This is a genomic window from Buchnera aphidicola (Chaitophorus sp. 3695), from assembly GCF_964058985.1.
In the GTDB taxonomy this organism is placed as follows: Bacteria; Pseudomonadota; Gammaproteobacteria; order Enterobacterales; family Enterobacteriaceae; genus Buchnera_J; species Buchnera_J aphidicola_BQ.
Map to the genome: position 1 here is coordinate 269,423 of NZ_OZ060379.1, position 24,109 is coordinate 293,531.

The 24,109-nt window shown below is 18.4% G+C and carries 24 protein-coding genes and 3 tRNA genes; 19 read left to right on the forward strand and 8 right to left on the reverse strand.

What is annotated here, in order from left to right; all coding sequences use genetic code 11:
• Positions 1-289: 289 nt before the first annotated feature.
• Positions 290-1,735, reverse strand: a complete 1,446-nt coding sequence (pyk, locus tag AB4W58_RS01175; RefSeq protein ID WP_367673877.1) for a pyruvate kinase — start codon at positions 1,733-1,735, stop codon at positions 290-292.
• A gap of 338 nt (positions 1,736-2,073) precedes the next feature.
• On the opposite strand from pyk, the gene zwf reads away from it, so the two are divergent.
• From zwf to tsaB, 5 genes are all read left to right on the forward strand, one after another.
• Positions 2,074-3,549: a glucose-6-phosphate dehydrogenase gene (gene zwf, locus AB4W58_RS01180; protein WP_367673878.1), complete on the forward strand. Its 1,476-nt coding sequence runs from the start codon at positions 2,074-2,076 to the stop codon at positions 3,547-3,549.
• 285 nt (positions 3,550-3,834) lie between these two features.
• The gene (gene htpX / locus AB4W58_RS01185; RefSeq protein WP_367673879.1) at positions 3,835-4,716 is read left to right on the forward strand and encodes a protease HtpX; all 882 of its coding nucleotides are present in this window, start codon (positions 3,835-3,837) and stop codon (positions 4,714-4,716) included.
• Positions 4,717-4,984: 268 nt separating this feature from the next.
• A complete protein-coding gene (gene cspE, locus AB4W58_RS01190) occupies positions 4,985-5,194 on the forward strand; it encodes a transcription antiterminator/RNA stability regulator CspE (RefSeq protein WP_367673880.1) in 210 nt (69 codons plus the stop codon).
• Between the two features lie 223 nt (positions 5,195-5,417).
• Entirely contained in the window at positions 5,418-6,974 is a 1,557-nt protein-coding gene (locus AB4W58_RS01195) for a TerC family protein (protein ID WP_367673881.1), read from the forward strand.
• Between the two features lie 90 nt (positions 6,975-7,064).
• A complete protein-coding gene (gene tsaB / locus AB4W58_RS01200) occupies positions 7,065-7,718 on the forward strand; it encodes a tRNA (adenosine(37)-N6)-threonylcarbamoyltransferase complex dimerization subunit type 1 TsaB (protein WP_367673882.1) in 654 nt (217 codons plus the stop codon).
• Between the two features lie 46 nt (positions 7,719-7,764).
• Here tsaB and minE read toward each other — a convergent pair whose 3' ends face one another.
• The 3 genes from minE to minC are packed head-to-tail and all read right to left on the reverse strand — an operon-like array spanning position 7,765 to position 9,549.
• A complete protein-coding gene (minE, locus tag AB4W58_RS01205) occupies positions 7,765-8,016 on the reverse strand; it encodes a cell division topological specificity factor MinE (protein ID WP_367673883.1) in 252 nt (83 codons plus the stop codon).
• A 2-nt stretch (positions 8,017-8,018) separates the two neighbouring features.
• Positions 8,019-8,828: a septum site-determining protein MinD gene (gene minD / locus AB4W58_RS01210; protein ID WP_367673884.1), complete on the reverse strand. Its 810-nt coding sequence runs from the start codon at positions 8,826-8,828 to the stop codon at positions 8,019-8,021.
• 34 nt (positions 8,829-8,862) lie between these two features.
• Positions 8,863-9,549: a septum site-determining protein MinC gene (gene minC / locus AB4W58_RS01215; RefSeq protein ID WP_367673885.1), complete on the reverse strand. Its 687-nt coding sequence runs from the start codon at positions 9,547-9,549 to the stop codon at positions 8,863-8,865.
• A 231-nt stretch (positions 9,550-9,780) separates the two neighbouring features.
• On the opposite strand from minC, the gene AB4W58_RS01220 reads away from it, so the two are divergent.
• Positions 9,781-10,797 (forward strand): methyltransferase, encoded by a 1,017-nt coding sequence (locus AB4W58_RS01220; RefSeq protein WP_367673886.1) that lies wholly within the window; start codon positions 9,781-9,783, stop codon positions 10,795-10,797.
• 33 nt (positions 10,798-10,830) lie between these two features.
• Here AB4W58_RS01220 and AB4W58_RS01225 read toward each other — a convergent pair.
• Together AB4W58_RS01225 and AB4W58_RS01230 are read right to left on the reverse strand one after the other, a co-directional pair.
• Positions 10,831-10,916 (reverse strand) — tRNA-Leu (locus tag AB4W58_RS01225).
• Between the two features lie 46 nt (positions 10,917-10,962).
• A tRNA-Cys gene (locus AB4W58_RS01230) sits at positions 10,963-11,035 on the reverse strand.
• A gap of 257 nt (positions 11,036-11,292) precedes the next feature.
• Between AB4W58_RS01230 and AB4W58_RS01235 the strand changes: the two genes are divergently transcribed.
• A tRNA-Ser gene (locus AB4W58_RS01235) sits at positions 11,293-11,377 on the forward strand.
• Positions 11,378-11,560: 183 nt separating this feature from the next.
• Here the strand turns inward: AB4W58_RS01235 and AB4W58_RS01240 are convergent.
• Positions 11,561-12,532 (reverse strand): hypothetical protein, encoded by a 972-nt coding sequence (locus tag AB4W58_RS01240; protein WP_367673887.1) that lies wholly within the window; start codon positions 12,530-12,532, stop codon positions 11,561-11,563.
• A 1,388-nt stretch (positions 12,533-13,920) separates the two neighbouring features.
• On the opposite strand from AB4W58_RS01240, the gene AB4W58_RS01245 reads away from it, so the two are divergent.
• On the forward strand, positions 13,921-14,850 hold the full coding sequence (locus AB4W58_RS01245; protein ID WP_367673888.1) for a FlgK family flagellar hook-associated protein: 930 nt from the start codon (positions 13,921-13,923) through the stop codon (positions 14,848-14,850).
• Between the two features lie 143 nt (positions 14,851-14,993).
• Here AB4W58_RS01245 and AB4W58_RS01250 read toward each other — a convergent pair whose 3' ends face one another.
• Positions 14,994-16,181 carry a ribonuclease E/G gene (locus AB4W58_RS01250; RefSeq protein ID WP_367673889.1) on the reverse strand — a complete coding sequence of 396 codons (1,188 nt, stop codon included), beginning with the start codon at positions 16,179-16,181 and terminating at the stop codon, positions 14,994-14,996.
• 33 nt (positions 16,182-16,214) lie between these two features.
• On the opposite strand from AB4W58_RS01250, the gene AB4W58_RS01255 reads away from it, so the two are divergent.
• From AB4W58_RS01255 to AB4W58_RS01305, 11 genes are all read left to right on the forward strand, one after another.
• On the forward strand, positions 16,215-17,213 hold the full coding sequence (locus tag AB4W58_RS01255) for an RluA family pseudouridine synthase (RefSeq protein ID WP_367673890.1): 999 nt from the start codon (positions 16,215-16,217) through the stop codon (positions 17,211-17,213).
• A gap of 131 nt (positions 17,214-17,344) precedes the next feature.
• The gene (rpmF, locus tag AB4W58_RS01260) at positions 17,345-17,515 is read left to right on the forward strand and encodes a 50S ribosomal protein L32 (protein ID WP_367673891.1); all 171 of its coding nucleotides are present in this window, start codon (positions 17,345-17,347) and stop codon (positions 17,513-17,515) included.
• Between the two features lie 43 nt (positions 17,516-17,558).
• Positions 17,559-18,461 carry an acyltransferase domain-containing protein gene (locus tag AB4W58_RS01265; RefSeq protein ID WP_367673892.1) on the forward strand — a complete coding sequence of 301 codons (903 nt, stop codon included), beginning with the start codon at positions 17,559-17,561 and terminating at the stop codon, positions 18,459-18,461.
• 32 nt (positions 18,462-18,493) lie between these two features.
• Positions 18,494-19,222 carry a 3-oxoacyl-ACP reductase FabG gene (fabG, locus tag AB4W58_RS01270; RefSeq protein ID WP_367673893.1) on the forward strand — a complete coding sequence of 243 codons (729 nt, stop codon included), beginning with the start codon at positions 18,494-18,496 and terminating at the stop codon, positions 19,220-19,222.
• Between the two features lie 42 nt (positions 19,223-19,264).
• Complete coding sequence (gene acpP / locus AB4W58_RS01275) at positions 19,265-19,498, forward strand: acyl carrier protein (RefSeq protein WP_367673894.1); 234 nt, start codon at positions 19,265-19,267, stop codon at positions 19,496-19,498.
• Positions 19,499-19,648: 150 nt separating this feature from the next.
• Positions 19,649-20,281, forward strand: a complete 633-nt coding sequence (gene tmk, locus AB4W58_RS01280; RefSeq protein WP_367673895.1) for a dTMP kinase — start codon at positions 19,649-19,651, stop codon at positions 20,279-20,281.
• Complete coding sequence (locus tag AB4W58_RS01285; protein WP_367673896.1) at positions 20,281-21,264, forward strand: DNA polymerase III subunit delta' C-terminal domain-containing protein; 984 nt, start codon at positions 20,281-20,283, stop codon at positions 21,262-21,264. Before tmk ends, AB4W58_RS01285 begins: the two co-directional genes overlap by 1 nt.
• Before the next feature lie 32 nt (positions 21,265-21,296).
• Positions 21,297-21,539, forward strand: a complete 243-nt coding sequence (locus tag AB4W58_RS01290) for a TatD family hydrolase (RefSeq protein WP_367673897.1) — start codon at positions 21,297-21,299, stop codon at positions 21,537-21,539.
• Between the two features lie 35 nt (positions 21,540-21,574).
• Entirely contained in the window at positions 21,575-22,102 is a 528-nt protein-coding gene (locus tag AB4W58_RS01295) for a TatD family hydrolase (protein WP_367674245.1), read from the forward strand.
• Positions 22,103-22,127: 25 nt separating this feature from the next.
• The gene (ptsG, locus tag AB4W58_RS01300) at positions 22,128-23,561 is read left to right on the forward strand and encodes a PTS glucose transporter subunit IIBC (protein ID WP_367673898.1); all 1,434 of its coding nucleotides are present in this window, start codon (positions 22,128-22,130) and stop codon (positions 23,559-23,561) included.
• A gap of 113 nt (positions 23,562-23,674) precedes the next feature.
• Positions 23,675-24,016 (forward strand): histidine triad nucleotide-binding protein, encoded by a 342-nt coding sequence (locus tag AB4W58_RS01305; RefSeq protein WP_367673899.1) that lies wholly within the window; start codon positions 23,675-23,677, stop codon positions 24,014-24,016.
• Positions 24,017-24,109: the final 93 nt, after the last annotated feature.

Genomic DNA, 24,109 nt, shown 5'->3' on the forward strand with positions numbered 1-24,109 from the left:
ACAATATTTTTATTAAAGTTCTATATTAATTAATAAAAATTTCTATCAAAAAAATTTAAAAATATTAATATTTTTATATATTTAAATTAAATTAATTAAAATCTATTTATTCTAGAATCATAGTATTTTAAAAATATTTAATCAAAATATGTAAAATATTTTATATTTTATATTAAAACAACTTTATTAAATTTTTATTAATTGAGATACAATTATTTTTTATAAAAATTTTTATAAATTTATTTATTTTTAAATTATATTTAAAGTGTAAAAATATATTTTAATTATATTAAAAATTTACTTTTAATATTCTACTAGTATTAGTATTTCCAGTAATTCCTTTGATATCTCCTTGAGTAATAATTACTATATCATTTAATTGTAAATATTTTTTATCATATAATAATTTAACAGCCTCTTGCGATGCTAATAATCCTTCTTCTTTAGTTTCAAAAAATAAAGGAGTAACTCCGCGATATAAAGATACTAAGTTTAATGTCTTTTGATTTCTTGATAAAGCAAAAATAGGCAATCCAGAACTAATTCTAGAAGTAATTAAAGCTGTTTTTCCTGATTCTGTTAAAGTAATTATAGCTTTTACTCCTTTTAAATGATTTGCAGAATACATAGCTGACATAGCAATAATTTCTTCAATACTATCAAAAGAAATATTAATACGATGTCGAGAAATATTCATACTAGGTACTTTTTCTGCTCCTTGACATACTTTTGACATTGATATTACTGTTTCTACAGGATTGTTTCCAGAAGCAGTTTCTGAAGATAACATAACAGCATCACTTCCATCTAAAACAGCATTAGCAACATCCATCACTTCTGCTCTTGTTGGTATGAGATTAAATACCATAGATTCCATCATTTGAGTAGCTGTAATTACAACTCTATTTAATCTACGTGCTGTTCGAATAAGTTTTTTTTGCATTCCAGCTAATTCTGGATCTCCAATTTCAATTCCTAAATCACCTCTTGCTACCATAATTGCATCTGAAGCTAATATCATTTCTTCAATTACTTGATCATTTTTTACAGCTTCAGCTCTTTCTATTTTTGCTATAATTTTAGCTGTACTTCCAGCTTGATTCATTAATTTTCTAGCATTTTTTAAATCTTTAGCAGACTTAGGGAAAGAAATTGCTAAATAATCTACTTCAATTTTAGCTGCAGTTAAAATGTCTCTTTTATCTTTATTAGTAATAGAACCTGCATTTAAACCGCCTCCTAATTTATTTATTCCTTTATTATTAGCTAATATTCCTCCAATTAAAACTTGTGTAAAAATTTTTAATTCATATACTTTCAAAACTATTAATTGAATTTTACCATCATCTAATAATAAAATATCTTTCACAAAAATATCGTTTGGTAAATTTCTATAATTAAAACCTACTCTCTTTTTATTTCCTAATTTTTTTTTATAACAATAATCTAATAAAAATAAATCTCCTTTTTTTAAAAATATTTGATTATTTAAAAATTTTGAAATTCTAATTTTAGGACCTTGTAAATCTCCTAAAATTGCAATATTACTTCCAGTTTCTTGAATCACTTTTCTAGCTTTTTTAATTCTTATTTGATGTTCTTCTTTTGTTCCATGAGAAAAATTTAGTCTTAATACATTTGCACCAGATAAAATAATTTTTTTTAAAATTTTTTTTGAATTTGTAGCAGGGCCAAGCGTTACAACAATTTTGGTTCTTCTAATTGGATTTAACATTTATATAATGTTCCTTAATATTTATACATTTTTTCAGACAAAATTATATGATTTTTACTAAAAATATATTAATTTTAAAGTATTTTAAATTTTATTATTAAATTCTTTGAATTTATTTAAATGTATCACATTTTATATACAATATTTAAAAAAATAATTTTATATAAATTAATTTTAATATATAAATTTATTCATTTTAATTAAAAATTTATATTTTTCTAAAAATTAGACTAAATTAAAATAGTTTTATTAAAAATAAACTCTATATATAATAGAAATATAATTTAATTTAAAAAATATTATTTTAATACTTTTACTTTTTAGGAAATTAAAATTTAATGAATTATGATCAAAAAATTTCAGCATATGATTTAATTATTTTTGGAGCAAAAGGTGATTTATCTAAAAGAAAACTTTTACCTGCTTTATATCAATTAGAAAAATCATTTAAATTACATATAAATACACGAATTATTGGTGTAGGAAGAGCTAATTGGGATAAAGAAAATTATAGAAAAATAGTAAAAGATTGTATTATGAAGTTTTCTAATGAAAAAATAAATAAAAAAATTTGGAATAAATTTTCTAAAAAATTATTGTTTTGTAATATTGATGTTAATGATACATCTAGTTTTATTAAATTACAAAAAATTATTAATCAAGATAGAAAAATTTTAATAAATTATTTCGCATTACCTCAACATACATTTAAATCCTTATGTAAAGGTTTAAAAAAATTTCAATTAAATTTAAAAAAAGATAGAGTGATTCTAGAAAAACCTCTTGGAAATTCTTTACAAACTTCTAAAAAAATTAATATTCAAATCAATAAAGTTTTTAAAGAAAAAAGAATTTTTAGAATTGATCATTATTTAGGTAAAGAAACAATTTTAAATCTTTTAGCATTAAAGTTTTCTAACTCTATTTTATTTACAAATTGGAGTAATAAAACTATTGATCATGTACAAATTACCGTTTCTGAAGAAGTAGGTATAGAAGGAAGATTAAGTTATTTTGAACAAACTGGACAAATGCGAGATATGGTACAAAATCATTTACTACAAATTTTATCCATTTTAGCAATGTCTCCTCCAATTAATTTAAAAGCAAACAATATTAGAAATGAGAAGTTAAAAATTTTAAAATCATTACGAACTATAGATGAAAAAAATATTAATAAAAATACTATACGTGGACAATATCAATCAGGGAAAATAAATAATATAAAAGTACCCTCTTATCTAAAAGAAATTGGGAAAAAAAATTATAGCAATACTGAAACTTTTGTTGCTATAAAAGTAAATATTGATAATTGGAAATGGTATGGAGTACCTTTTTATCTGAGAACTGGAAAAAGATTACCAAAAAAATATTCTGAAATTGTAATTTACTTTAAACCATTAAATATGAATCTATTCTGTCAATCTTCAAAAAAATTTCCTTTAAACAAAATAGTTATAAGATTACAACCTAATGAAGGAATTGATATTTTTATTATGAATAAAATTCCGGGATTAGATTCAAATTATACACTAAAAGAAACAAAATTAAATTTTGATTATAAACACAGTTTTAAAAATTTACGTATATACGATGCTTATGAAAGATTATTATTAGATAGTTCTTTAGGCATTCAATCTTTATTTGTAAGAAGAGATGAAATAGAAGAATCTTGGAAATGGATAGACTCTATTATTCATGCATGGAAAAATAAAAAATCTAAATTAGAATTTTATAAAGCAGGTACTTGGGGCCCTCAATCTTCTAATGATTTATTAAAACGAGATGGAAAATATTGGAACATTTATAGTTAAAAATTACTTTTTTAAAATTTTTATTAAAATTTTTTATAGACTTCTTTGAAAGAATTTTGTTATATTTGTATTTGGATTAAAATTTATCTTTATATTATATTTTTTACATAAAAAATTTTTTTAATTTATATAAACTTATAAATTTTAAATTTAAAAAAATATTTTTGTTATATAAAAAATTTATACAATTAAAATTCTTTTAATTAATCTTATATATTAAATAATAATATTTATAAAATATATTATAAATATTTAAAAAAGAATTTTTTAAAAAAAGGAAAAAGTATGATTCGAGTTTTATTATTTGTAGTAACAAACTTATCTGTAATAAGTTTATTATGTATAATAGCGTTTTTTACTGGAATACAAACAAATAATATATTATATCTAATTATTTCAGGATTTTTATTTGGTTTTGGAGGAGCTTTCATATCACTTTTATTATCAAAACAAATTGCTTTATTTTCTATTGGATCGTATATTATTAAAAATCCTATAAATAAATCTGAAATATGGTTATTAAAAGTATTAAAAAAACAATCATCTCAATTAAATATTAAAACTCCTGATCTAACTATATATAGTTCAAATAGTATTAACGCATTTGCTACAGGATCTAGAAAAGATTCTTCTTTAATTGCGATTTCTACAGGTTTGCTTAATAAAATGACTAAAAATGAGATAAAAGCAGTAATTGCTCATGAAATGACTCATATAGCAAATGGAGATATGATTACTATGACGCTGATACAAGGCGTTTTAAACACATTTGTAATATTTCTATCTCGTGGAATTGCATATTTATTTTCTAATTTAGATTCTAATAATAATTCTTCACAATCTATATTCCAAAAAACTGGTGCTGCATATTTAATTTTAACAATTTTTTTAGAAATTATATTTGGAACTATTGCAAGCTTTATCACAATGTGGTTTTCTAGAAGACGTGAATTTTATGCTGATGCAGGATCTGCAAAAATAGTAGGTGTAGAAAATATGATCTCTGCTTTACAAAAAATGCAATATAATCCATATTCTTTAGAAATTCCAAAAACTCTTGCAACATTTTGTATTAACGGACAACAAAATTCTTTTTTAAACTTATTTATGTCTCATCCTCCATTACATGTTCGAATTCAAGCATTACATAATAAAACTTATATGTAAGTTATATTTCATATATAAATTTAATTTATTTTAAATAATAGATAAATGTTAAATATTGTTTTTTATTTAAAAATCCTCTATGATATAATAATCAATATTTGTTAAAAAGATATTTTATAAAATTTTTTATATAGTATATAAATACTAATTTTAAAAATATTAAGAATATATTAAACAAAATATATTTATAACAAATCAAAATTATTATTAAAAATTAAAAATTTTTAAAATAATTTTTCTGTAGTATCAATGTTTAAGGAAATTTTAAATGTCAAAAATTAAAGGTCAAGTTAAATGGTTCAACGAAGCTAAAGGATTTGGATTTATTACTCCCGAAGATGGAAGTAAAGATGTTTTTGTACATTTTTCTTCTATCCAAGGAGACGGATTTAAAACTTTAGAAGAAGGTCAAAATGTTGAATTTGAAATTCAAGAAGGGCCAAAGGGACCATCAGCGATAAATGTTTTTGCAAGTTAATAAAAATTATTTACTTAAATTTTATTAAAAATTTTTTTAAACATTAAAAATTTTTAAAAACCTCTGTTTTATATACGGAGGTTTGTAAACAATTCATATAATAAAATTTTATATAATATAAATAAATTTTTATTTTTAAAAAAAAATATTTTTGAAAAATATTTGTATAATCATAATATCAAATCATTCAATAAAATTTTTCCTGTTTAATGGAGTTATTTTAATGGGAATTCTTTTAGACCCGTCAACGTGGACTGGTTTACTTGCTTTAGTATTACTTGAAATAATATTAGGTATTGATAATTTAATTTTTTTAACTATTATTACTAAAAAATTAAATCCTAACCAAAGAAATAAAGCTAGAAACATAGGTTTAGTATTATCTCTTGTAATAAGAATTATTTTTTTATATTTTATATCATGGTCTACGTCTCTTACTCATCCCTTATATTCAAATAAATACATTATTCTTTCAATACGTGAATTTATTTTATTATTAGGAGGAATATTTTTATCTATTATTTCATTAATTGAATTATATGATAAAATTTATCATAAACGTATTCAAATACAAAAAAACAAAAAATATTCTTATTTTTGGTTAATAATTTTACAAATAATAATCTTAGATACAATTTTTTCATTAGATTCAATTATTACAGCGATTGGAATAATAAATAACTTTTTTATTATTTCTACATCTATGATAATTTCTATGTGTTGTATGTTAATAATTGCTAATTCTTTAAAAAAATTTGTACAAAAATATAAAAAAATTTTTATTTTATGTTTAGGATTTCTATTAATAATTGGTGTGAATTTAGTATTAGAATCATTAGGATTGTATCTTTCTAAAACATATCTATATACAGCTGTAGGATTTTGTGTACTTATAGAATTATTTAATGAAATTTCTAAATATCATTTTTTACTATATCAATATAATCGACCTTTTAGAAGAAGAATATTAGAAAAGTTTTTAAAAATTTTAAAAAGAGAAGAAAATAAAGATATTAAAGTTATTGAAAAATTTAATAAAGATAATACAAAAAAATATTCTAAAAAAGAATATATAGATTTTAATAAAGAAGAAAAGTATATGATTTATAGCTTATTACATTTATCTATTAGATCTGTAAAAAGTATAATGACTCCGAGAACAGAAATATCTTGGATTAATATTAATCAATCTTTTAATATTATTAAAAAGAAATTATTAAGTACACCTCATAATATATTTCCTGTATGTGAGGGTAATATAGATAAAGTAATAGGAGTAGTACGAGCTAAAGAACTTATTTCAAAAATAGATAATAAAAACAATATTTTAAAATTTGTTTCTAAACATAAACCAATTATAGTTTCAGAAAAAATTAATCTTATACAATTATTAAAAATATTAAAACAATCTAAAGGTAACATTATTTTAGTTCGAAATAAATTTAATATGCTTCAAGGATTAATTACTCCATTAGATTTTTTAAAAGCTATAGCTGGAGATTTTCCAGATTCTGATGAAACACCTAATATTATAAAAAAAAACAAAAGTTGGTTAGTAAAAGGTCATACAGATTTATATTCTTTGCAGCAATCATTAAATACACATCAGTTTATTAAAAAAAATACTATGAATGTATCTATATCTGGATTTATTATTGAAAAATATGGGGCAATTCCTATATCAGGTAAAGTAATTAAAATGTCTTCATTTACTTTTAAAATTCTTAAAGCAACAAATTATAAAATAGATTTAATTAAAATACAAAAACATATCAAATAATTTTTTAAAATTTTTATAGTTTATTCATGAATACAAACATGAATAAATTATAAAATTAATACTCTAAATTAAATCAGTTTTTTTATTATTATGAAATTATTAACTTTTGATAGTTCTAGTCATTATTGTTCTGTAGCATTAAAAAATAAAGGTAATATTAGTTATATTAAAAAATTTACTTTGAATCATACTGATATAATTTTTATGATAAAAAATATTTTATCTAAAAATTATTTACTATTATCAGATATAAATTATATCGCATGTTCTATAGGTCCTGGGTCTTTTACTGGAATTAGAATTGCAATAAATATATCTCAGGGATTTTATATAGGTTTAAACATTCCTATAATTGGAATATCTACATTAAAAATTTTAGCTGAACATGCGAGACAAAATACAAATAATAAAAATTTTGTTACTATTATTCAAGCTAATAAAAAAAATTTATATTGGGGAAAGTATATATTTTATAAAAAAAAATGGTATTTAAAAAATAAAGAATTATATATTTCTAACGAACTAGCTTTAAAAAAACTTTATCAATTAAATAAAATCTGGAAAATTGTAGGTGTTTTAAATAATTTTATTTTATATAAAAAAATTAAACGTATAAAAGATTTAAATTTATATAAACCCTCTGCAATAGATATGTTACCATTAGCAATTCAATCTATTAAAGATAAAAAAAATGATTCTTTTAAAAAAATTTTTCCAAATTATTTAAATAAAATAATTAAATGAATACAGCAATTTTTTTAATTTATATTTTTTATCGATATATAAAAAATTATTTTTGTAATATGATATTAAATCCTAAAATAGATTTATTATTTTTTTTATATTCTAATTGAATTTTTATAAATTTTTGATCAATATTCATATGTTTTTGAACTAAATTTAAAATTTCTTTTTTAAGTGTAGGAATATATTTTTGTGTGTTTAGTGTTTTGTTTTCTTTATCTAAAATAATTTTTAATCTTTTTTTTGCAATAAAAGCACTTTTTTTTTTTTTAGATAAAAAAAAATCTAATAGAATCATAATTATCGTCCAAATAAACGTTGAAAAAAATTCTTTTTTTCTGTGATAAATCTTAATGGAGTTTTTTGTCCTAACAATCTTTTTACAACGTCTGAATAAGCTTTTGCTGCATTTGATGTTTTATTTAATATAATAGGAAATCCTTGATTAGAAGATTTTAAAATAGATGAATCTTCTGGTATAACTCCTATTAATGGAATTCTTAAAATTTCTAATATATCTTTCATGCTTAACATATCTCCTGAACTAACTTTTTCAGGAGAATATCTTGTTAATAACAAATGCTCTTTAACTGGTGTTCTTTGATCTTTTGCTCTTTTTGATTTAGAAGAAATAATTCCTAAAATTCTATCTGAATCTCTTACAGAAGAAATTTCAGGATTAGTAGTAATAATTGCTTCATCTGCAAAATATAAAGCTAATAAAGCTCCTCGTTCTATTCCCGCAGGTGAATCACAAATAATAAAATCAAATTTCATTTCTAATAATTTTTTAAAAACTAATTCAACACCTTCATAAGTTAATGATTCTTTATCTTTAGTTTGCGATGCAGGTAAAATAAATAAATTTGTAGTATGTTTATCTTTAATTAAAGTTTGGTTAACTGTAGATTCACCTTGTATTATATTAATAAAATCATACACCACTCTACGCTCACAACCCATAATTAAATCTAAATTTCTTAATCCTACATCAAAATCTATTACTACTGTTTTTTTTCCAGATTTAGCTAAACCAGTAGAAATAGATGCGCTTGAAGTAGTTTTTCCGACTCCTCCTTTTCCTGATGTTACTACTATAATACGTGTCATACTAAAATATATCCTTAAATTAAAATACTAAAAATTATAATTTTTTTATATGTATACTATGATTTTTAAAATATATCTGAGCTGGTTTATTTAAAATATCTTTTGGTATGGAATCTATTAAACAATATTCTCCAGAAATAGATAAAAGCTCCGCTTCTAAATATTGACAAAAAATTTTTCTAGTATAATCTCCATGAGCACCTGCTAATGCTCTTCCACTAAGTTGTCCATATACATGAATGTTTCCATCCGCAATTAATTCAGATCCTTTATTTGCATTATTAATTAGTATTAAATCAGATTCTTTTGCATAAATTGTTTGTCCAGAACGAATAGTATGATGATATAAAACACTTTTACGCATTTTTTTATCTAAAATTTTATTATTTTTATGAATAAAATTTTCTTTATTTGAAAATATAGGTAATCCTGAATTTAATATTTTTTTTTTCAATGTTAAATCATTACATTCACTAACACCAATAATTAAAAATTCATTAGAAAAAATAACTTTTTGAATTTTTATCCAATCAGAATTTTTTGGAAGTAAAGATAAATTTAAAATAATTGGCGCTTTATGAAAAAAATTAGGAGATTCTTGAACTTTTTTTTTTAATGCATTATTAATTAAATTAATATTATTACTACATATATATAATACTAATGTTGTAAAAACACTTCCTTTTAACTTAATCGGTGTCTTAATAGATTTAACATTCATTGTTTTTAAAATTTGATTACTGAAAATATTTAAATTATTTATGTAAATACATTTTATAAAAATTTTTTATTTATATAAATTTAAATATATAAAATGTAAAATTGATAATACTAATAAAATTATTTTTATATATATTTATTTTTTAAAAATGATAATATATATATCATAATTAATTTTATTAAAAAAAATTAAAAAAAATAATTATTTTTTTTTCATATGAGGAAATTATTTTTGAATATAAATAATACTAGTCAATTAATATTAAAAAAAAAAAATATTTTTTTAAAAAAAAAAATATTATTTTCTGGAAATATTCAAGATTCTTTACCAGAAATTTTAAAAACAAAATTAAGCTATATACATCTTCAAAAATATAATTTTTTAAAATATTTTTCTAAAACAAACAAAAAAAACATATTTATAGAGTGTTTAGTAAATAAAGATATTTTAAAACATTGTAATACAGTTATTTATTTCTTTTCAAAAAACAAAAAAGAAACATTTTTTCAAATAAAAAATATTATATCTTTATTAAAAAAAAAAGAAAAAATATTTCTTGTTGGAGAAAATAAAAGCGGTATACATAGTTTTGTAAAATATTTTAAAAAAGAAATATTTTTTAAAAAATTTACGTATGGTAAAAAATGTACAATTTATGTTCATATTATACATAAAAAAATTTCTTTTCAATTAAAAAAATTTTATAAAATTCACTATTGGAAAAAAGTTCCAATCATATTTTTACCTGGCATGTTTGGATATAAAAAATTGGATTTAGGTAGTAAATTTTTAATTTCAACATTTTATAAAAATAAATTATATAACAAAAAAATTTTAGATGTAGGTTCAGGATCAGGTTTTTTATCTATTGCTATTTTAAAAATTATGAAAAAAAATAAAATTACTGTATCTGAAAGTTGTTTAACATCTATGAAATGTTGTAAAAAGACATTTCAATTAAATAATTTACACGCATATTTTAAAATTAGTGATATATATTCATCTATAAAAGGAAAATTTGATTTAATTATATCAAATCCACCTATGCATAATCATTTAAAGAGATCAGTGGAATTTACAAAAGAAATTATTTATAAATCTCTTTTTTATCTGAAAAAAAAAGGAGAATTAAGATTAATTTCTAACAAATCTTATTCATATGAAAAAGATTTTACTAAAACATTTTATAAATTTAATATTTTAAAAGAAAATAATTTTTTTAAAATATATCAAGGATTTAAAAAATAATAATAAAAAATTTTTTATATAAAATAATTTATATACCCGAAGCGGGACTTGAACCCGCAAAGTCATTAATAACCGAGGGATTTTAAGTCCCTTGTGTTTACCAGTTTCACCATTCGGGCAAAATCTTTTATTTAATAATAAAACAAATATTTTTAAATATAAAAAAGGCGCACCTCGGAATCGAACCGAGCTATACGGATTTGCAATCCGCTGCATAATGCCGATCTGCCAATGCACCATAAATTTTTTATTAAAATTATAAAATATAATAATATAAATTAATATATAACAAAATATTTGATTATGTCAATACAAATTTTTCAACATTTTAAAATATTTATAGTTAATTTAAAAATATATATTAAATATATGATAAAAATAAACTTGAAATAATAATATAAAATGTTATATAATTAAATTATTAATTTCTAACAATTAAGTTAATTAAAATTTATATTTAATAAAATATTTAAAAATATTTTATTCTAAAAAATAGGAGGGATGGCCGAGTGGTTTAAGGCAGCGGTCTTGAAAACCGCCGATGAGAAATCATCCGAGAGTTCGAATCCCTCTCCCTCCAAATAAAAAACTTTTACAACAAAATTTATTATAAATTCTTATTTTATAAATTAAAATAACGTGAAGTAAATAAAATAATTTTATTTTATTTTATATTCTTTCATTTATCTAATACTAAAAAATTTATATTTAAAAGTTATTAAAAGATAAATTTAATTTATATTTATAATTTTTTAAATTTAAATTATAAATCTTTCTTAAAAGTGAAATTTTTTAATTGATTAGAATATTTTAAAGATAATGGATTATGGTATGAATTATTTGAGAAAATATCTTGAAAGTTCCATATAAAATTAAAATTTATGGAATTTAAATTTCTACTTTTAGAATTACTATAATAAGTAATTTTTTTCTCAAATTCAATTCTTGAATAAAAATTTTTATTAATTTTATATTGTAATCCAAAACTAATTAATGGAAAAATATTATCTTTAAATAAATAATGTGTATCAGAATTTCTTATTTTAAGAAGATTCTGATTAAGATTCAGAGAACAACCTAAACGACTATATATATCTATAGAATTTAATACTGGAATAGAAATTTTTGTAGCAATTTCTAAATTTTTTTGTGGATACATAATATTTATTTTATCATGTATTTTTGAATTTCTATTGGCATTTGTTCTGCTAGATGTATATTCTGATTGTCCGTATGCTTTTTGAATATTATTATTTCTTATTGAAAGTAATTTACTATTGTGAGGATTGCTATTGCTAAAGTTAACATAAGATGTTTGACTCTCGTTAATTTGTTGCATTTGAATTTGATTTATTTTTTCTTCTTCTTCAGACTCTTTATCTTCTACTTTTTTTATAGAACTTAAATAATTTTTTTCAAGTCTAAAATTTTTTTCTTGTTTGAAAATATTATTAATTTTTTCTTGATTAATAAAAGGGTCGTTATAAGAAATCTCGAATCCAAAATATGAATTATTTTGATATCCTATTAAAAAACCATATAATGAATGTGACCAATAATTATTATATAAATTTTTAAAATTAAATAAATCAGATTTTTTATTAATATAGTTAGGTTGTAATATATTAAATTTTGAACCAAAATAAAAATAATTATTATCTAACGTATTCGCATGAACATGAGTAGCTATACAAGTGTTTAATAAAAGAGAAACTACTATAGCTTTATTATTCATATCTTTTACTCCATTTTAAAAATTATAAATAAAATTTATTATTACTTATATTTATAATTTTTTAAATAAATTTAAAAACATTGTATCAATAAATCTTTAAAATTTGATAAATAAAATAAAACTATATTTTTAATATAACTAAACATTTTAAACTATTTTTTAAAGAAATTTTTATTAATTAAAAAATTTTATATAAAATATTTTTTTATAAAAATATTTACTAAATTTTAAAATATATATGAAATTTTTTCAATAAAATATTTTAAAAAATATAATTTTATTAATTTTATTACATCCTTTAAATTTATTATTTATAATAATGTTATTATATCGTTTTATTTAAAAAAATATCAAATAAATAATTTTTATAAATTTAAATAAAACATTTAAAGAATATTCTAACATAAAAATAGAAAGTTAAAAAATTAGATAATATTAAAAAATTTTTATATTATAAATAAATCATTATTAAAATTTATTTTTAAAGATATTATAAATATTTTTATATAAAACAGTTAATAAAAAATTCTTAATATTTAAATTTTTTATAAATTTTTTATAAACTGAAATATAACATAGTATAATTTTATTACTATATAAATTTACTAATTTAATTTTTTGTATAAAAATACATAAATCTTAAAATTTATATTTTAAATATAATTTAATACTAAAATAAAAATTTATATATGTAAACATATATAATATAAAATTATAAAATTATTTTTATTATAAATAAAAACAACAAAAAATTTTAAAATGCTATTTAGATTAAAATTACAAAAAAAATATATATTTGAAAATAATTTATTTAAAATTAAAAATTTTTTATAAATATTAATCTAAAAAACAAATTTATAGATATTTTTTAAATAAATTCTATGAATTAAATTAATATTTTAAAAAATAAATTTTACAATCACTTTTTAAATTTTAAAAAAAAAATGAAAAAATATAAATGTAATAAAAACATTATAATATAAAATTTTACATGGCACTAAAAATAATAAAATTTAATTAAATACTTATTTAAATGAATTCTCTTCTTGTAATTTCAAAAATTTATTTAATTAATCTTTATTTAATATTTTTATTTTAAAAAATTAAAAAATATAATACATATATTTATCCAAAAATATTTGTTAATATAAATTATACTTTTTTAAAATTAAAAATAAAATATATTTAAATTAAATATATTTTCATTATAATAAATTATATTATTAAAAATTGAATTCTATAAAAAAATTCTAAAATTAAAAGGAATTTTTTATTTATAAATAAAATTAGAAATATAATATAGATAATTTAAATTTATATTATGTTAATATTTAATCAATAAAATCTCAAATAAATACATATAAAAATTTTTTATTTAGGAAAATCACATGTACGATATTAACAGTTTTATAATGAATAACGAAAAATTATTAAATACGCCTTCTACAGATTACTTTAATGAAATGAAACAATTAAATGAAAAAAATTATTTAAATTATAACAAATATATTAAATATAAAATACATCAAACATTAAAAATTAAAGTAAATACAAATTCTTTTAATATATATGTAAATAATTATACTAAAAAAATTCAAGAAAAAAGAAAATTAGAAGCTCAAGCAGAAAAAGATAAAATTTTTTTAAATATTATTTCTAAAATTCAAAATGTTTTTTTAAGAAATCAAGATATTTTACTCAAAAAAAGTCCTTTTGAAAATAATATATTTTTAAATATAAAAAATTCAGAAAAAAATAAAGAAAAATTTATAAGTCAATTACATGAATTACTTGATGAATATAACTTTTTTTATGATAACTTTGTAAGTATAGAAAAGTATATTAGTAATAAAATTAAAAATAATATTAACAAAATAAATAATATTATTGATCAAATTTATTTATTAAATAAAAAAATTCAAAAAGAAAAAATTGATAATAATTCAATATATATAAATATTTTCAATACAGAGAGAGAAAATTTAATAAATCAATTAAACAAAATTATAGCTGTTCATAAAAATATTATAGATTCTGAAGATAGTGTTAGAATTTTTGATAATATATTATTAGTTTCAGATAAATTAAAATATCATATACAAAATAATCATGATCCAATTAATAAAATTGAAAATAGATTATGTTTTGTAAATAAATCATCTAATACTATTGACATACCTTTAAGTCAAATTATTGGAGAAGGAAAAATGTCTGGTTTATCCGAAGCTTATTTAAATGATTTAGTACCTGCAATGAATCAAATTAGACAAATTATTTTTGATTTATCTCAATATTTAGATATTAATAATAAAAATTAATTTTGTAAAATTTGTTTTGATAAAAAATTTTAATAAATTATAAAATAAATAAAATATTAATAAAACATTTTATTTTTAAAATATTTAAAAAAATAAAAAATTTAAATATTTTATAAAAAATCTTTATAAAGTTTAATTTAATATTATTCAAAAAAATTAAATTTTTTTCTGGATAGTTCTAATAATCCAAATTTTGAAATTTTACCTAATTGAATTCTAGATGGTTCGTTTTGAATAACGTTTGCAAAAGTATTTTCAATTTTTTTAATATTTTTAATATTTGACATATTAATAAAATCTATAACAATTATACCTTCTATATTTCGTAATCTTAATTGATTAACAATTTCAAATATAGATTCAAAATTTATATTAAAAGCTGTTTCTTCTATGTTATAACTTTTATTATAATGAGAAGAATTTACATCTATTACAGTTAAAGCTTCTGTTATATCAATAGTTAAAGATCCTCCAGATAATAATTTTATATTTTTTTCAAAAATAGAGTTAATTTGTAGATTTATTTTATAAAAATAAAAAATAGATGTAGATTCTTTAAAATATTTAATTTTTTGAATAAATATATTTTTTTTAAAATAAATTATAAATTTTATAAAATCATAAAATAAAATTTTATTATCGATAATTATTTCATCAATATTGTTAGTTAAATAATATCTTAAAATAGAAATAAAAATATAATGATTTTTATAAATTATACAACTGATGTTTTTTTTGTGTATAAAATTTTTATTTTGAATTAAATTTAATTGTTTAAGTTGATAATTAAAATCAAATTTAAGATCTTGAAAAGATATTTTATAACTTGATGTACGTAGAATAATTCCTACATAATTTGGAATTTTTAATAAATATAAAAAATTTTTCAAACGATTTCTTTCAATTCCTTTAATTTTTTTAGAAATTTTTTTAATATTTGGTTTATTGAAAATTAAAATTAAATATATTCCAAAAAATTTTATAAATGTAGTTAATATAGATCTTTTATATTTACTTTTTTTTTTTATAATTTGCACTAAAAATTTTTTTCTTAAAATTTTATTTAAAACATTTTTATTTAATACATCTATATTTTTTAAATTTAAAATTTTTTTATATATTTTATTAAAAGGTAAAAATCCGTTTTTTTTATTTCCATAATCTATAAAAAAAGCTTCTAAACTTAGACTAATATATTTTACTTTAGCTATATATATATTATTTATTTTTTTTATATACATATTTTTTATATATAAACTATGTAATTTTTCTTTATAAATAACTGCTACTTTGACATTATTTTTAGTAACATGAACTAAAATTTTTTTCATTACATTCTCTTTAATATAAAAATATAAATTAATATGAAATTATATAAAGTTTTAAAAATAAATTTAAAATCTTTATTAGGATATTTTATGGTCTCTATCATAACAAAATTATCTTTCATTACAGTAAATAAAATTTTTTTCAAGCAAAGAATTGATAATTTTTTAATAAAAAAATTTAAAAAAATACCTAAAAGTAAATTGTATAAAATTATTAGAAAAGGATATATTCGAATAAATAAAAAAAGAGTACAAGCAAAATATAAATTAAAATTAGGAGACTTAATACGTATTCCTCCATTAAAAATAAATTCTAATATAAAAAAAAAAAATTTAAATATAAAAAATAAAAAAATTCTTTTAAAAAAAATATTATATGAAGATAAAATTTTACTTATTATTAATAAACCTGCAGGAATTTCGGTACATGGAGGAAGTGGAATAAATTTTAATATAATAGATAGCTTAAGAATATTAAGACCACATGAAAAATATCTGGAACTAATACATCGTTTAGATAGATATACATCTGGAATTTTAATGATTGCTAAAAAAAGATCTTCTTTACGTTATTTCCATAAAGAATTTAGAAAACATTGTATTCAAAAAAAATATTTAGCTTTAGTACATCGTAAATGCTTATTTCAAAAAAAAATTGTTGATTCTCCATTATTAAAAATAAACGTTGTAAACAAAAAAAAAATGGTTTCAGTCAATAAAATTGGAAAAAAATCAAAAACTATTTTTTATACAAAAAAAAGAAATTTATTATATAGTCTAGTATCTATTATTCCATATACAGGAAGAACTCATCAAATACGTGTTCATGCAGCATTTTTAAAACATCCTATAATTTTTGATAATCGTTATGGAAATAACAATTTGGATAAAAAAATACAAACAAAAAAAATAAATAAAATATTATTATTGCATGCTGAAAAAATAACTTTTGTACATCCTATATTAAAAAAAAAAATTACTATCTGTGCTCCTTTACAAAAAAACTTTAAAAACGCAATCAAACACTTATTTTAGTATATTAAAAATAATAAAATAATTATTATATTAATTAAATTCTTGTGAATAATATAAAAAAATTATTTCTTGAATAATGTTTAAAATTATTGTATATAATAATAAAAAACTATCAAGAATAGGGAAAAAACATGGCTGTACAAAAAAGTAAACCCACTCGATCTAAAAGAGGAATGCGTCGATCTCATGATTCATTAAAAAAGAAAATAAAATTAATATCTAAAGATAAATTTTCTAATGAATATCATATCAGACATCATATAACCAAAAAAGGATACTATAAAGGTAAAAAAATTTTTTAAAAAATAAATTTTTTAAATTAAATTAATCTAAACAAAATTCATTATGATTCCATTTGCAATGATTTTTCCAGGACAAGATAAACAAAATATTAAACTTTTAGAAAAATTATACAAAAAAAACAAAATTATACAAGATACTTTTAAAAAAGCTTCTGAATATTTGAAATATAATTTATTTAAATCTATTACCCAAAAAATATTAAATAAAAAATCTCAAAAAAATGATTTCTTACAATTAGGAATTTTAACTACTTCTTATGCCATATATAAATTATGGAAATTTCATATTGGATTGAATCCAAAAATAATGACTGGACATAGTCTAGGACAATATTCTGCATTAGTATGTAGTAAAGTTTTAAAATTTTCTGACGCAATTCAGATGGTTGCTTACAGAACTAAAATAATGCAAAAAAAAAAAGGTTCAATGTATGCTATTTTTGGATTAAAAAAATCAATAATAGAAAAATTTTGTAAAAAATATTCTAAAACAAATCTTGTATCTATAGCTTGTATAAATTCTACTAATCAAATTGTAATTACTGGAAATACAAAATATTCTAAAAAAATTTCTAAAAAATGTAAGAATAATGGTGCTAAAAGAGTTATTAAATTAAATAATACTACTATTTCTCATTGCCCTTCCATGAAAAATTTAAAAAAAAAATTATCTTTTAAATTTAAAAAAATAAATTTTTATTCACCACAAACTTTAATCATAGATAGCACAAAAGTAAAAATTTTAAAAAACCCAGTAAAAATTAAAAATTGTTTAATAAATCAATTATGCAAAACTGTTAAATGGAATGATACAGTTAATTTTATTATACAAAAAAAAATTACAAATTTTTTAGAAATCGGATTAAAAAATACATTAACGCAATTTCATAAAAATGAAGAAAAATATATTTCTTTTGATATTAAAAAAATTCTTAATTTAAAATAATAATTTTAATTTATAATTTAAAAAAAATAAAAATGAAGAAAAAAAATGTTTTAGTTACAGGAGCTAGAAAGGGTATAGGAAAATCTATTTTAAAAAGATTTATAAAAAAAGAATTTTTTATTATAGGGACTTCTAGAACATTGACTGGAGCTAAAAAAATTCAAAAAATTGTAAAAAAAAATGGTTTTGGAATGATTTTAAAAATTAATAATTATTCTGAAATTAATTTTTTTTTAGAAAAAATTATGAAAAAAATAGGAAATATAGATATATTAATACATAATATTGGAACAACTAAAGATCGTTTAATAAATAATATATCAAAAAAAAATTGGGATAATATTATAAATACTAATCTTACATCAGTGTTTTATATTACTAAAAAAATTATTAAACATATGATCAAAAGAAAATTTGGAAGAATTATTAGTATTGGATCTATATCTGGATTTGTAGGAAATCCTGGACAAACTCATTATTCTTCTTCTAAATCTGCATTAATAGGTTTTACAAAGTCATTATCTTTAGAAGTTGCTTGTAGAGGAATTACAGTAAATTTAATATCTCCTGGCTTTATTAAAACAAATATGCTAAATAAATTAACTGTATTACAATTAAAAAAATGTTTAAAAAAAATACCTATGAGAAAATTTGGAAATCCTAAAGATATCGCATATTTAGTTAAATTCTTATCTTCAAAAAAAGCATCATATATAACTGGGCAAACAATCCATATAAATGGAGGAATATGTATATTATAAATTTTTTAATAAAATAATTTTTTAAAAATAAGGAAAATTAACATGGATTTAAAAACAAAAATAAAAAAAATTATTCTAAATTGTTTATCTTTAAAAAAAAAAATTTCAGATCATTCATGTATTAAAAATGATTTAAAAGCTGATTCTCTGGATATGATTGAATTAATAATGTCTATAGAAGAAAATTTCAATATTAATATTAAAGATAAAGAAGCAGAAAATATTACAACCGTATATTCATTAATTAATTTAGTAAAAAAAAAAATTAAAAAGTAATATTTTTTTTTGAAATTAAAATATCAATTTAAGCGTATAAAAAATTTTATACTTAATTTATGAATAATAAATTTAATTTATATAAAAATTTACTTTTTTATTTTTTTTAAAAATATAAAAAATATTCATTATATTAAATAAAGAAATTTTATGAAACAAAATAAATTTATTGTAGTAGAAGGTTTAGAAGGATCTGGAAAAACAACTGCTTGTAAAATAATAAAAAAAATTCTGTATTTAAATAACATAAAAAATGTTATTACTGTAAGACAGCCAGGAAGTACATTCATTTCTGAAAAAATTCGTGCAATAATTAAAAATGATTATAAAAAAGAAAAATTAAATAAATTTTCCGAATTATTTTTAATATATTCTGCACGTTTTCAACTTATGGAAAATATTATTAAACCAGCATTAATAAAAGGAAAATGGATTATTTCAGATAGACATAATTTATCTTCTATAGCATATCAAGGCGGAGGAAGAGGAATTAATATATCTCTTATTAAAATACTTAATACTCTTATAAATAAAATTTCTAAACCGAATTTAACAGTTTTTCTTGATGTAAAACCAAAAATTGGATTAAAAAGAGCTTTATTACGTTCTAATTTCGACAGAATTGAAAAACAATCTAAAAAATTTTTTTTTAAAGTTATGAAATACTATTTTAAATTTTTATCATCTGAAAAAAATAAAATTATAATTAATGCAAATAAAAACATTAAAATAGTAAAAAAAAATATAAAAAGTCAATTACAAAATTGGATAAAAAATAATTAATGAAAAAATATCCATGGCTTTACCCAATATATCAAAAAATTATTAATCAATGTTTAAATAAAAAAAATCATCATACAATTCTTATACAATCTCAAATAAATCTTGGATCTTCCAAATTAATTTTAAAAATATGTAAAACAATATTATGTGATATAAAAAATAATTTATTTAGTTGCAATGTATGTCATAGTTGTCAATTAATTAATAAAAAAAATTATTTAGATTTACATATTATTACATTAGAAAAAAAAAAAAAATTTATAGGTGTAAATACAATATTAAATTGTTTAAATAAAATAAATAATACATCTCAATTAGGATCAATTACAATAATCTGGGTTCCTAAAATTCATTTATTGACTGAGTCAGCAATTAATTCTTTTTTAAAAGTTTTAGAAGAACCACCTCTTAACACATTATTTTTTTTAGAAAATAGAAATAATTTTTTATTAAAAGACACATTAAAAAGTAGATGTATAATTTATAATATATATTCTCCTTCAAATAAAGAAGGCATTTTATGGTTAAAAAAAAATATTTCTCAAAAATATACATCAGAAAACTTATTACTCGCATTAAATATATCAGAAAATTCTCCTATATTAGCAAAAAAAATTCTTAAAAATAAAATTTGGAATGCTAGAAAAAAATTATTTAAAAAAATATATAAATCCATAAAACTTAAAAATCTTTTTTTGTTGTATAAATATTTAAAGAAAAAAATATTAAAAAAAATTTATTGGATATGCTCTTTAATTTTAGATGTCATTAAATATTCTTATAATAAAAATATAAAATTAACAAATATTGATCAAAAAAAATTAATTTATATAATTAATCAAAAAAATTCAAAAAAAAATTTATTTATAATAATTCAAATATGGATTAAATGTTTTTTTTATCTAAAAAATATTCCTAAAGTAAATATAAATTTTATTTTATTAGAACCTTTAATTCAATGGGAAAAAATATTTAATTTTTAAAAGTATTAATCTAAAGAAAAAGGAAATCTTGCATGTTTTTAATAGATTCACATTGCCATTTAGATAAAATTAATTTAAAAAATTTTAAAAATGGATTAACAGATGTATTAAATAATGCTTATTTAAAAAGTGTTAAAATAATTTTAGTAGTATCTACTTCTTTAAATAATTTTAAAAAAATTAAAAAAAAATTTAAAAATATAAAATACAATATTTATTATTCATGTGGTATACATCCATTATCTATTTGTAAAAAAAAAAATCTTTTAAACTAATAAAATCTTTTTCAAAAGATAAAAAAGTAATCGCAATAGGTGAAACAGGATTAGATTATTTTTATCAAAAAAAAAATTTAAAAGATCAAATAAAATTATTTTACAAACATATTTATTTAAGTAAAAAAATTAATAAACCATTAATTATTCATTCTAGAAATGCAAATAAAGATACAATAAAAATTCTTCAATCAGAAAAATCTAAAGGATGTAAAGGTATTTTACATTCATTTAATTATGATTTTAAAACAGCATCAAAATTCTTAGATATGGGATTTTATATATCTATTTCTGGAATTTTTACATTTAAAAATTCTATAGAACTTCGTTCTGTAATAAAAAAAATACCTTTAAATCGAATATTACTAGAAACAGATTCTCCGTATTTGACACCATTTCCTTATCGAGGAAAAGAAAATCAACCTTCTTATGTATATTATATAGCTAAATATCTCTCTAATTTACTTAAAATAGATTTAGAAGAATTAAGTTATATTACATCAAAAAATTTCTTTAAATTATTTAATTTAAAAAAAAATAACTCTATTTTTGAAGATATATAATTATTTTAAAATAAAGGTCTTAAATATGTTTCAAAACTTATTCGCTAATCTTCAAAAGATTGGAAAATCCTTAATGCTTCCAGTATCAGTATTACCTATTGCGGGTATTTTATTAGGAATTGGATCAGCGCATTTTTCTATAATTCCTCATTATGTTTCAGAAATAATGGAAAATACTGGAGGTACAATTTTTAAAAATATGCCATTAATTTTTTCTATTGGTGTAGCTTTAGGATTCACTAAAAATGATGGAGTTGCAGCTTTAGCTGCGGTAATTTCATATAATATTATGATAAAAACATCTTCTATAATGTTACCAGTTTTTTCTAATCATTCATTATTTTCTCTTCATGAAACTATAAAAAATATAAATGATACAGGAATTTTAGGAGGTATTTGTTCTGGAGCTATTTCTGCTTTTATGTTTAATAAATTTTATAAAATACAATTACCAGAATACTTAGGATTTTTTTCTGGTAAAAGATTTATACCTATTGTTTCTGGTTTATCTTCTATAATTTTAGGTCTATTTTTATCTTTTATTTGGCCTCCAATAGGATTTATTATACAAAAATTTTCAATATGGTCTGCTTATCAAAATCCAATCATTGCTTTTGGAATATATGGTTTTGTAGAAAGAGCACTTGTTCCTTTTGGATTACATCATATCTGGAATGTTCCGTTTCAAATGCAAATTGGAGAATATGTGAACAATATAGGACAAGTTTTTCATGGAGATATAGCTAGATATATGGCAGGTGATTCAAGTGCAGGAAAACTATCTGGAGGTTTTATCTTTAAAATGTATGGTTTACCTGGAGCAGCATTAGCAATTTGGAGTTGTGCGAAAGATAAAAATAAAAAACGAGTTAGTGGAATTATGATTTCTGCAGCTTTAACTGCTTTTTTAACAGGTATTACAGAACCTATAGAATTTTCTTTTCTTTTTATATCCCCTATATTATATTTTATACATTCAATATTAGCTGGATTATCCTTTTCTATATGTATTTTCTTAAACATGCAAGCTGGAACTAGTTTTTCTCATGGATTAATTGATTTTATTTTATTAAGTGGAAATAGTAATAACATTTTATTATTTCCAATTGTTGGAATTATATATTTTTTAATATATTATATAATTTTTTCAGTTTTTATTACAAAATTTGATTTAAAAACTTTAGGAAGAAAAAATAACTTGTTTAAAAAATCTTATGTAAATATTGATGAAAAAATTTCTAAAATAATAAAATATTTAGGAGGAAAAAAAAATATAGTTAATGTAGATGCTTGTATTACAAGATTAAGAATTACAGTTTTAGATTCTTCTAAAATAAATTCAAATAAACTAAAATCGTTAGGAGCTGCAGGAGTTTTTATTTCTGGTTTAGGTGTACAAGTAATATTTGGAACTAAATCAGATAGTATTAAAAATTTAATTGAAAAAAAAATAAAATAAATTTTTTTAATTTTTCTTAAAAAATATATATAAAAAATAAATATTATACTATTTTAATATACTTTTAATTATTTGAAATATTTTATTTGTTTATAAGGATAAATACGTTCACAATGACTAATAAAAAAATTTTTCAGAATATTATAAATAAAAAAACGCAATCAAAAATTGTTTTTCAAGATAAAAAAATTACTGCTTTTCATGATATATCTCCGAAAGCTAAAATACATATTTTAATTATTCCTAATAAATTTATAAAGAATCTTAATCATATAAATAAAGAAAATTTAAATATATTAACTTATATGTTATACAAGTCCATAAAAATAGCAAAACAAGAAAAAATTAATAAATCTGGATACAGAATTGTTATAAACTGCAACAAAAATGGTGGTCAAAAAATTTCTTATTTACATTTACATTTATTAGGAGGAGAAAAACTAAAAAATTTTTAAAATAAATAAATTCAAAATAATATCAAAAAAATATTTTATAGTAATAAGTTTGTAAGAAGAATATTTCTTACAAACTATTACATAAAATAATTA

Excerpts from the sequence above, each read along its gene's own strand:
- pyk (WP_367673877.1), bottom strand. The coding sequence starts at position 1,735 with ATGTTAAATCCAATTAGAAGAACCAAAATTGTTGTAACGCTTGGCCCT.
- zwf (WP_367673878.1), top strand. The coding sequence starts at position 2,074 with ATGAATTATGATCAAAAAATTTCAGCATATGATTTAATTATTTTTGGA.
- htpX (WP_367673879.1), top strand. The coding sequence starts at position 3,835 with ATGATTCGAGTTTTATTATTTGTAGTAACAAACTTATCTGTAATAAGT.
- cspE (WP_367673880.1), top strand. The coding sequence starts at position 4,985 with ATGTCAAAAATTAAAGGTCAAGTTAAATGGTTCAACGAAGCTAAAGGA.
- AB4W58_RS01195 (WP_367673881.1), top strand. The coding sequence starts at position 5,418 with ATGGGAATTCTTTTAGACCCGTCAACGTGGACTGGTTTACTTGCTTTA.
- tsaB (WP_367673882.1), top strand. The coding sequence starts at position 7,065 with ATGAAATTATTAACTTTTGATAGTTCTAGTCATTATTGTTCTGTAGCA.
- minE (WP_367673883.1), bottom strand. The coding sequence starts at position 8,016 with ATGATTCTATTAGATTTTTTTTTATCTAAAAAAAAAAAAAGTGCTTTT.
- minD (WP_367673884.1), bottom strand. The coding sequence starts at position 8,828 with ATGACACGTATTATAGTAGTAACATCAGGAAAAGGAGGAGTCGGAAAA.
- minC (WP_367673885.1), bottom strand. The coding sequence starts at position 9,549 with ATGAATGTTAAATCTATTAAGACACCGATTAAGTTAAAAGGAAGTGTT.
- AB4W58_RS01240 (WP_367673887.1), bottom strand. The coding sequence starts at position 12,532 with ATGAATAATAAAGCTATAGTAGTTTCTCTTTTATTAAACACTTGTATA.
- AB4W58_RS01245 (WP_367673888.1), top strand. The coding sequence starts at position 13,921 with ATGTACGATATTAACAGTTTTATAATGAATAACGAAAAATTATTAAAT.
- AB4W58_RS01250 (WP_367673889.1), bottom strand. The coding sequence starts at position 16,181 with ATGAAAAAAATTTTAGTTCATGTTACTAAAAATAATGTCAAAGTAGCA.
- AB4W58_RS01255 (WP_367673890.1), top strand. The coding sequence starts at position 16,215 with ATGAAATTATATAAAGTTTTAAAAATAAATTTAAAATCTTTATTAGGA.
- rpmF (WP_367673891.1), top strand. The coding sequence starts at position 17,345 with ATGGCTGTACAAAAAAGTAAACCCACTCGATCTAAAAGAGGAATGCGT.
- AB4W58_RS01265 (WP_367673892.1), top strand. The coding sequence starts at position 17,559 with ATGATTCCATTTGCAATGATTTTTCCAGGACAAGATAAACAAAATATT.
- fabG (WP_367673893.1), top strand. The coding sequence starts at position 18,494 with ATGAAGAAAAAAAATGTTTTAGTTACAGGAGCTAGAAAGGGTATAGGA.
- acpP (WP_367673894.1), top strand. The coding sequence starts at position 19,265 with ATGGATTTAAAAACAAAAATAAAAAAAATTATTCTAAATTGTTTATCT.
- tmk (WP_367673895.1), top strand. The coding sequence starts at position 19,649 with ATGAAACAAAATAAATTTATTGTAGTAGAAGGTTTAGAAGGATCTGGA.
- AB4W58_RS01285 (WP_367673896.1), top strand. The coding sequence starts at position 20,281 with ATGAAAAAATATCCATGGCTTTACCCAATATATCAAAAAATTATTAAT.
- AB4W58_RS01290 (WP_367673897.1), top strand. The coding sequence starts at position 21,297 with ATGTTTTTAATAGATTCACATTGCCATTTAGATAAAATTAATTTAAAA.
- ptsG (WP_367673898.1), top strand. The coding sequence starts at position 22,128 with ATGTTTCAAAACTTATTCGCTAATCTTCAAAAGATTGGAAAATCCTTA.
- AB4W58_RS01305 (WP_367673899.1), top strand. The coding sequence starts at position 23,675 with ATGACTAATAAAAAAATTTTTCAGAATATTATAAATAAAAAAACGCAA.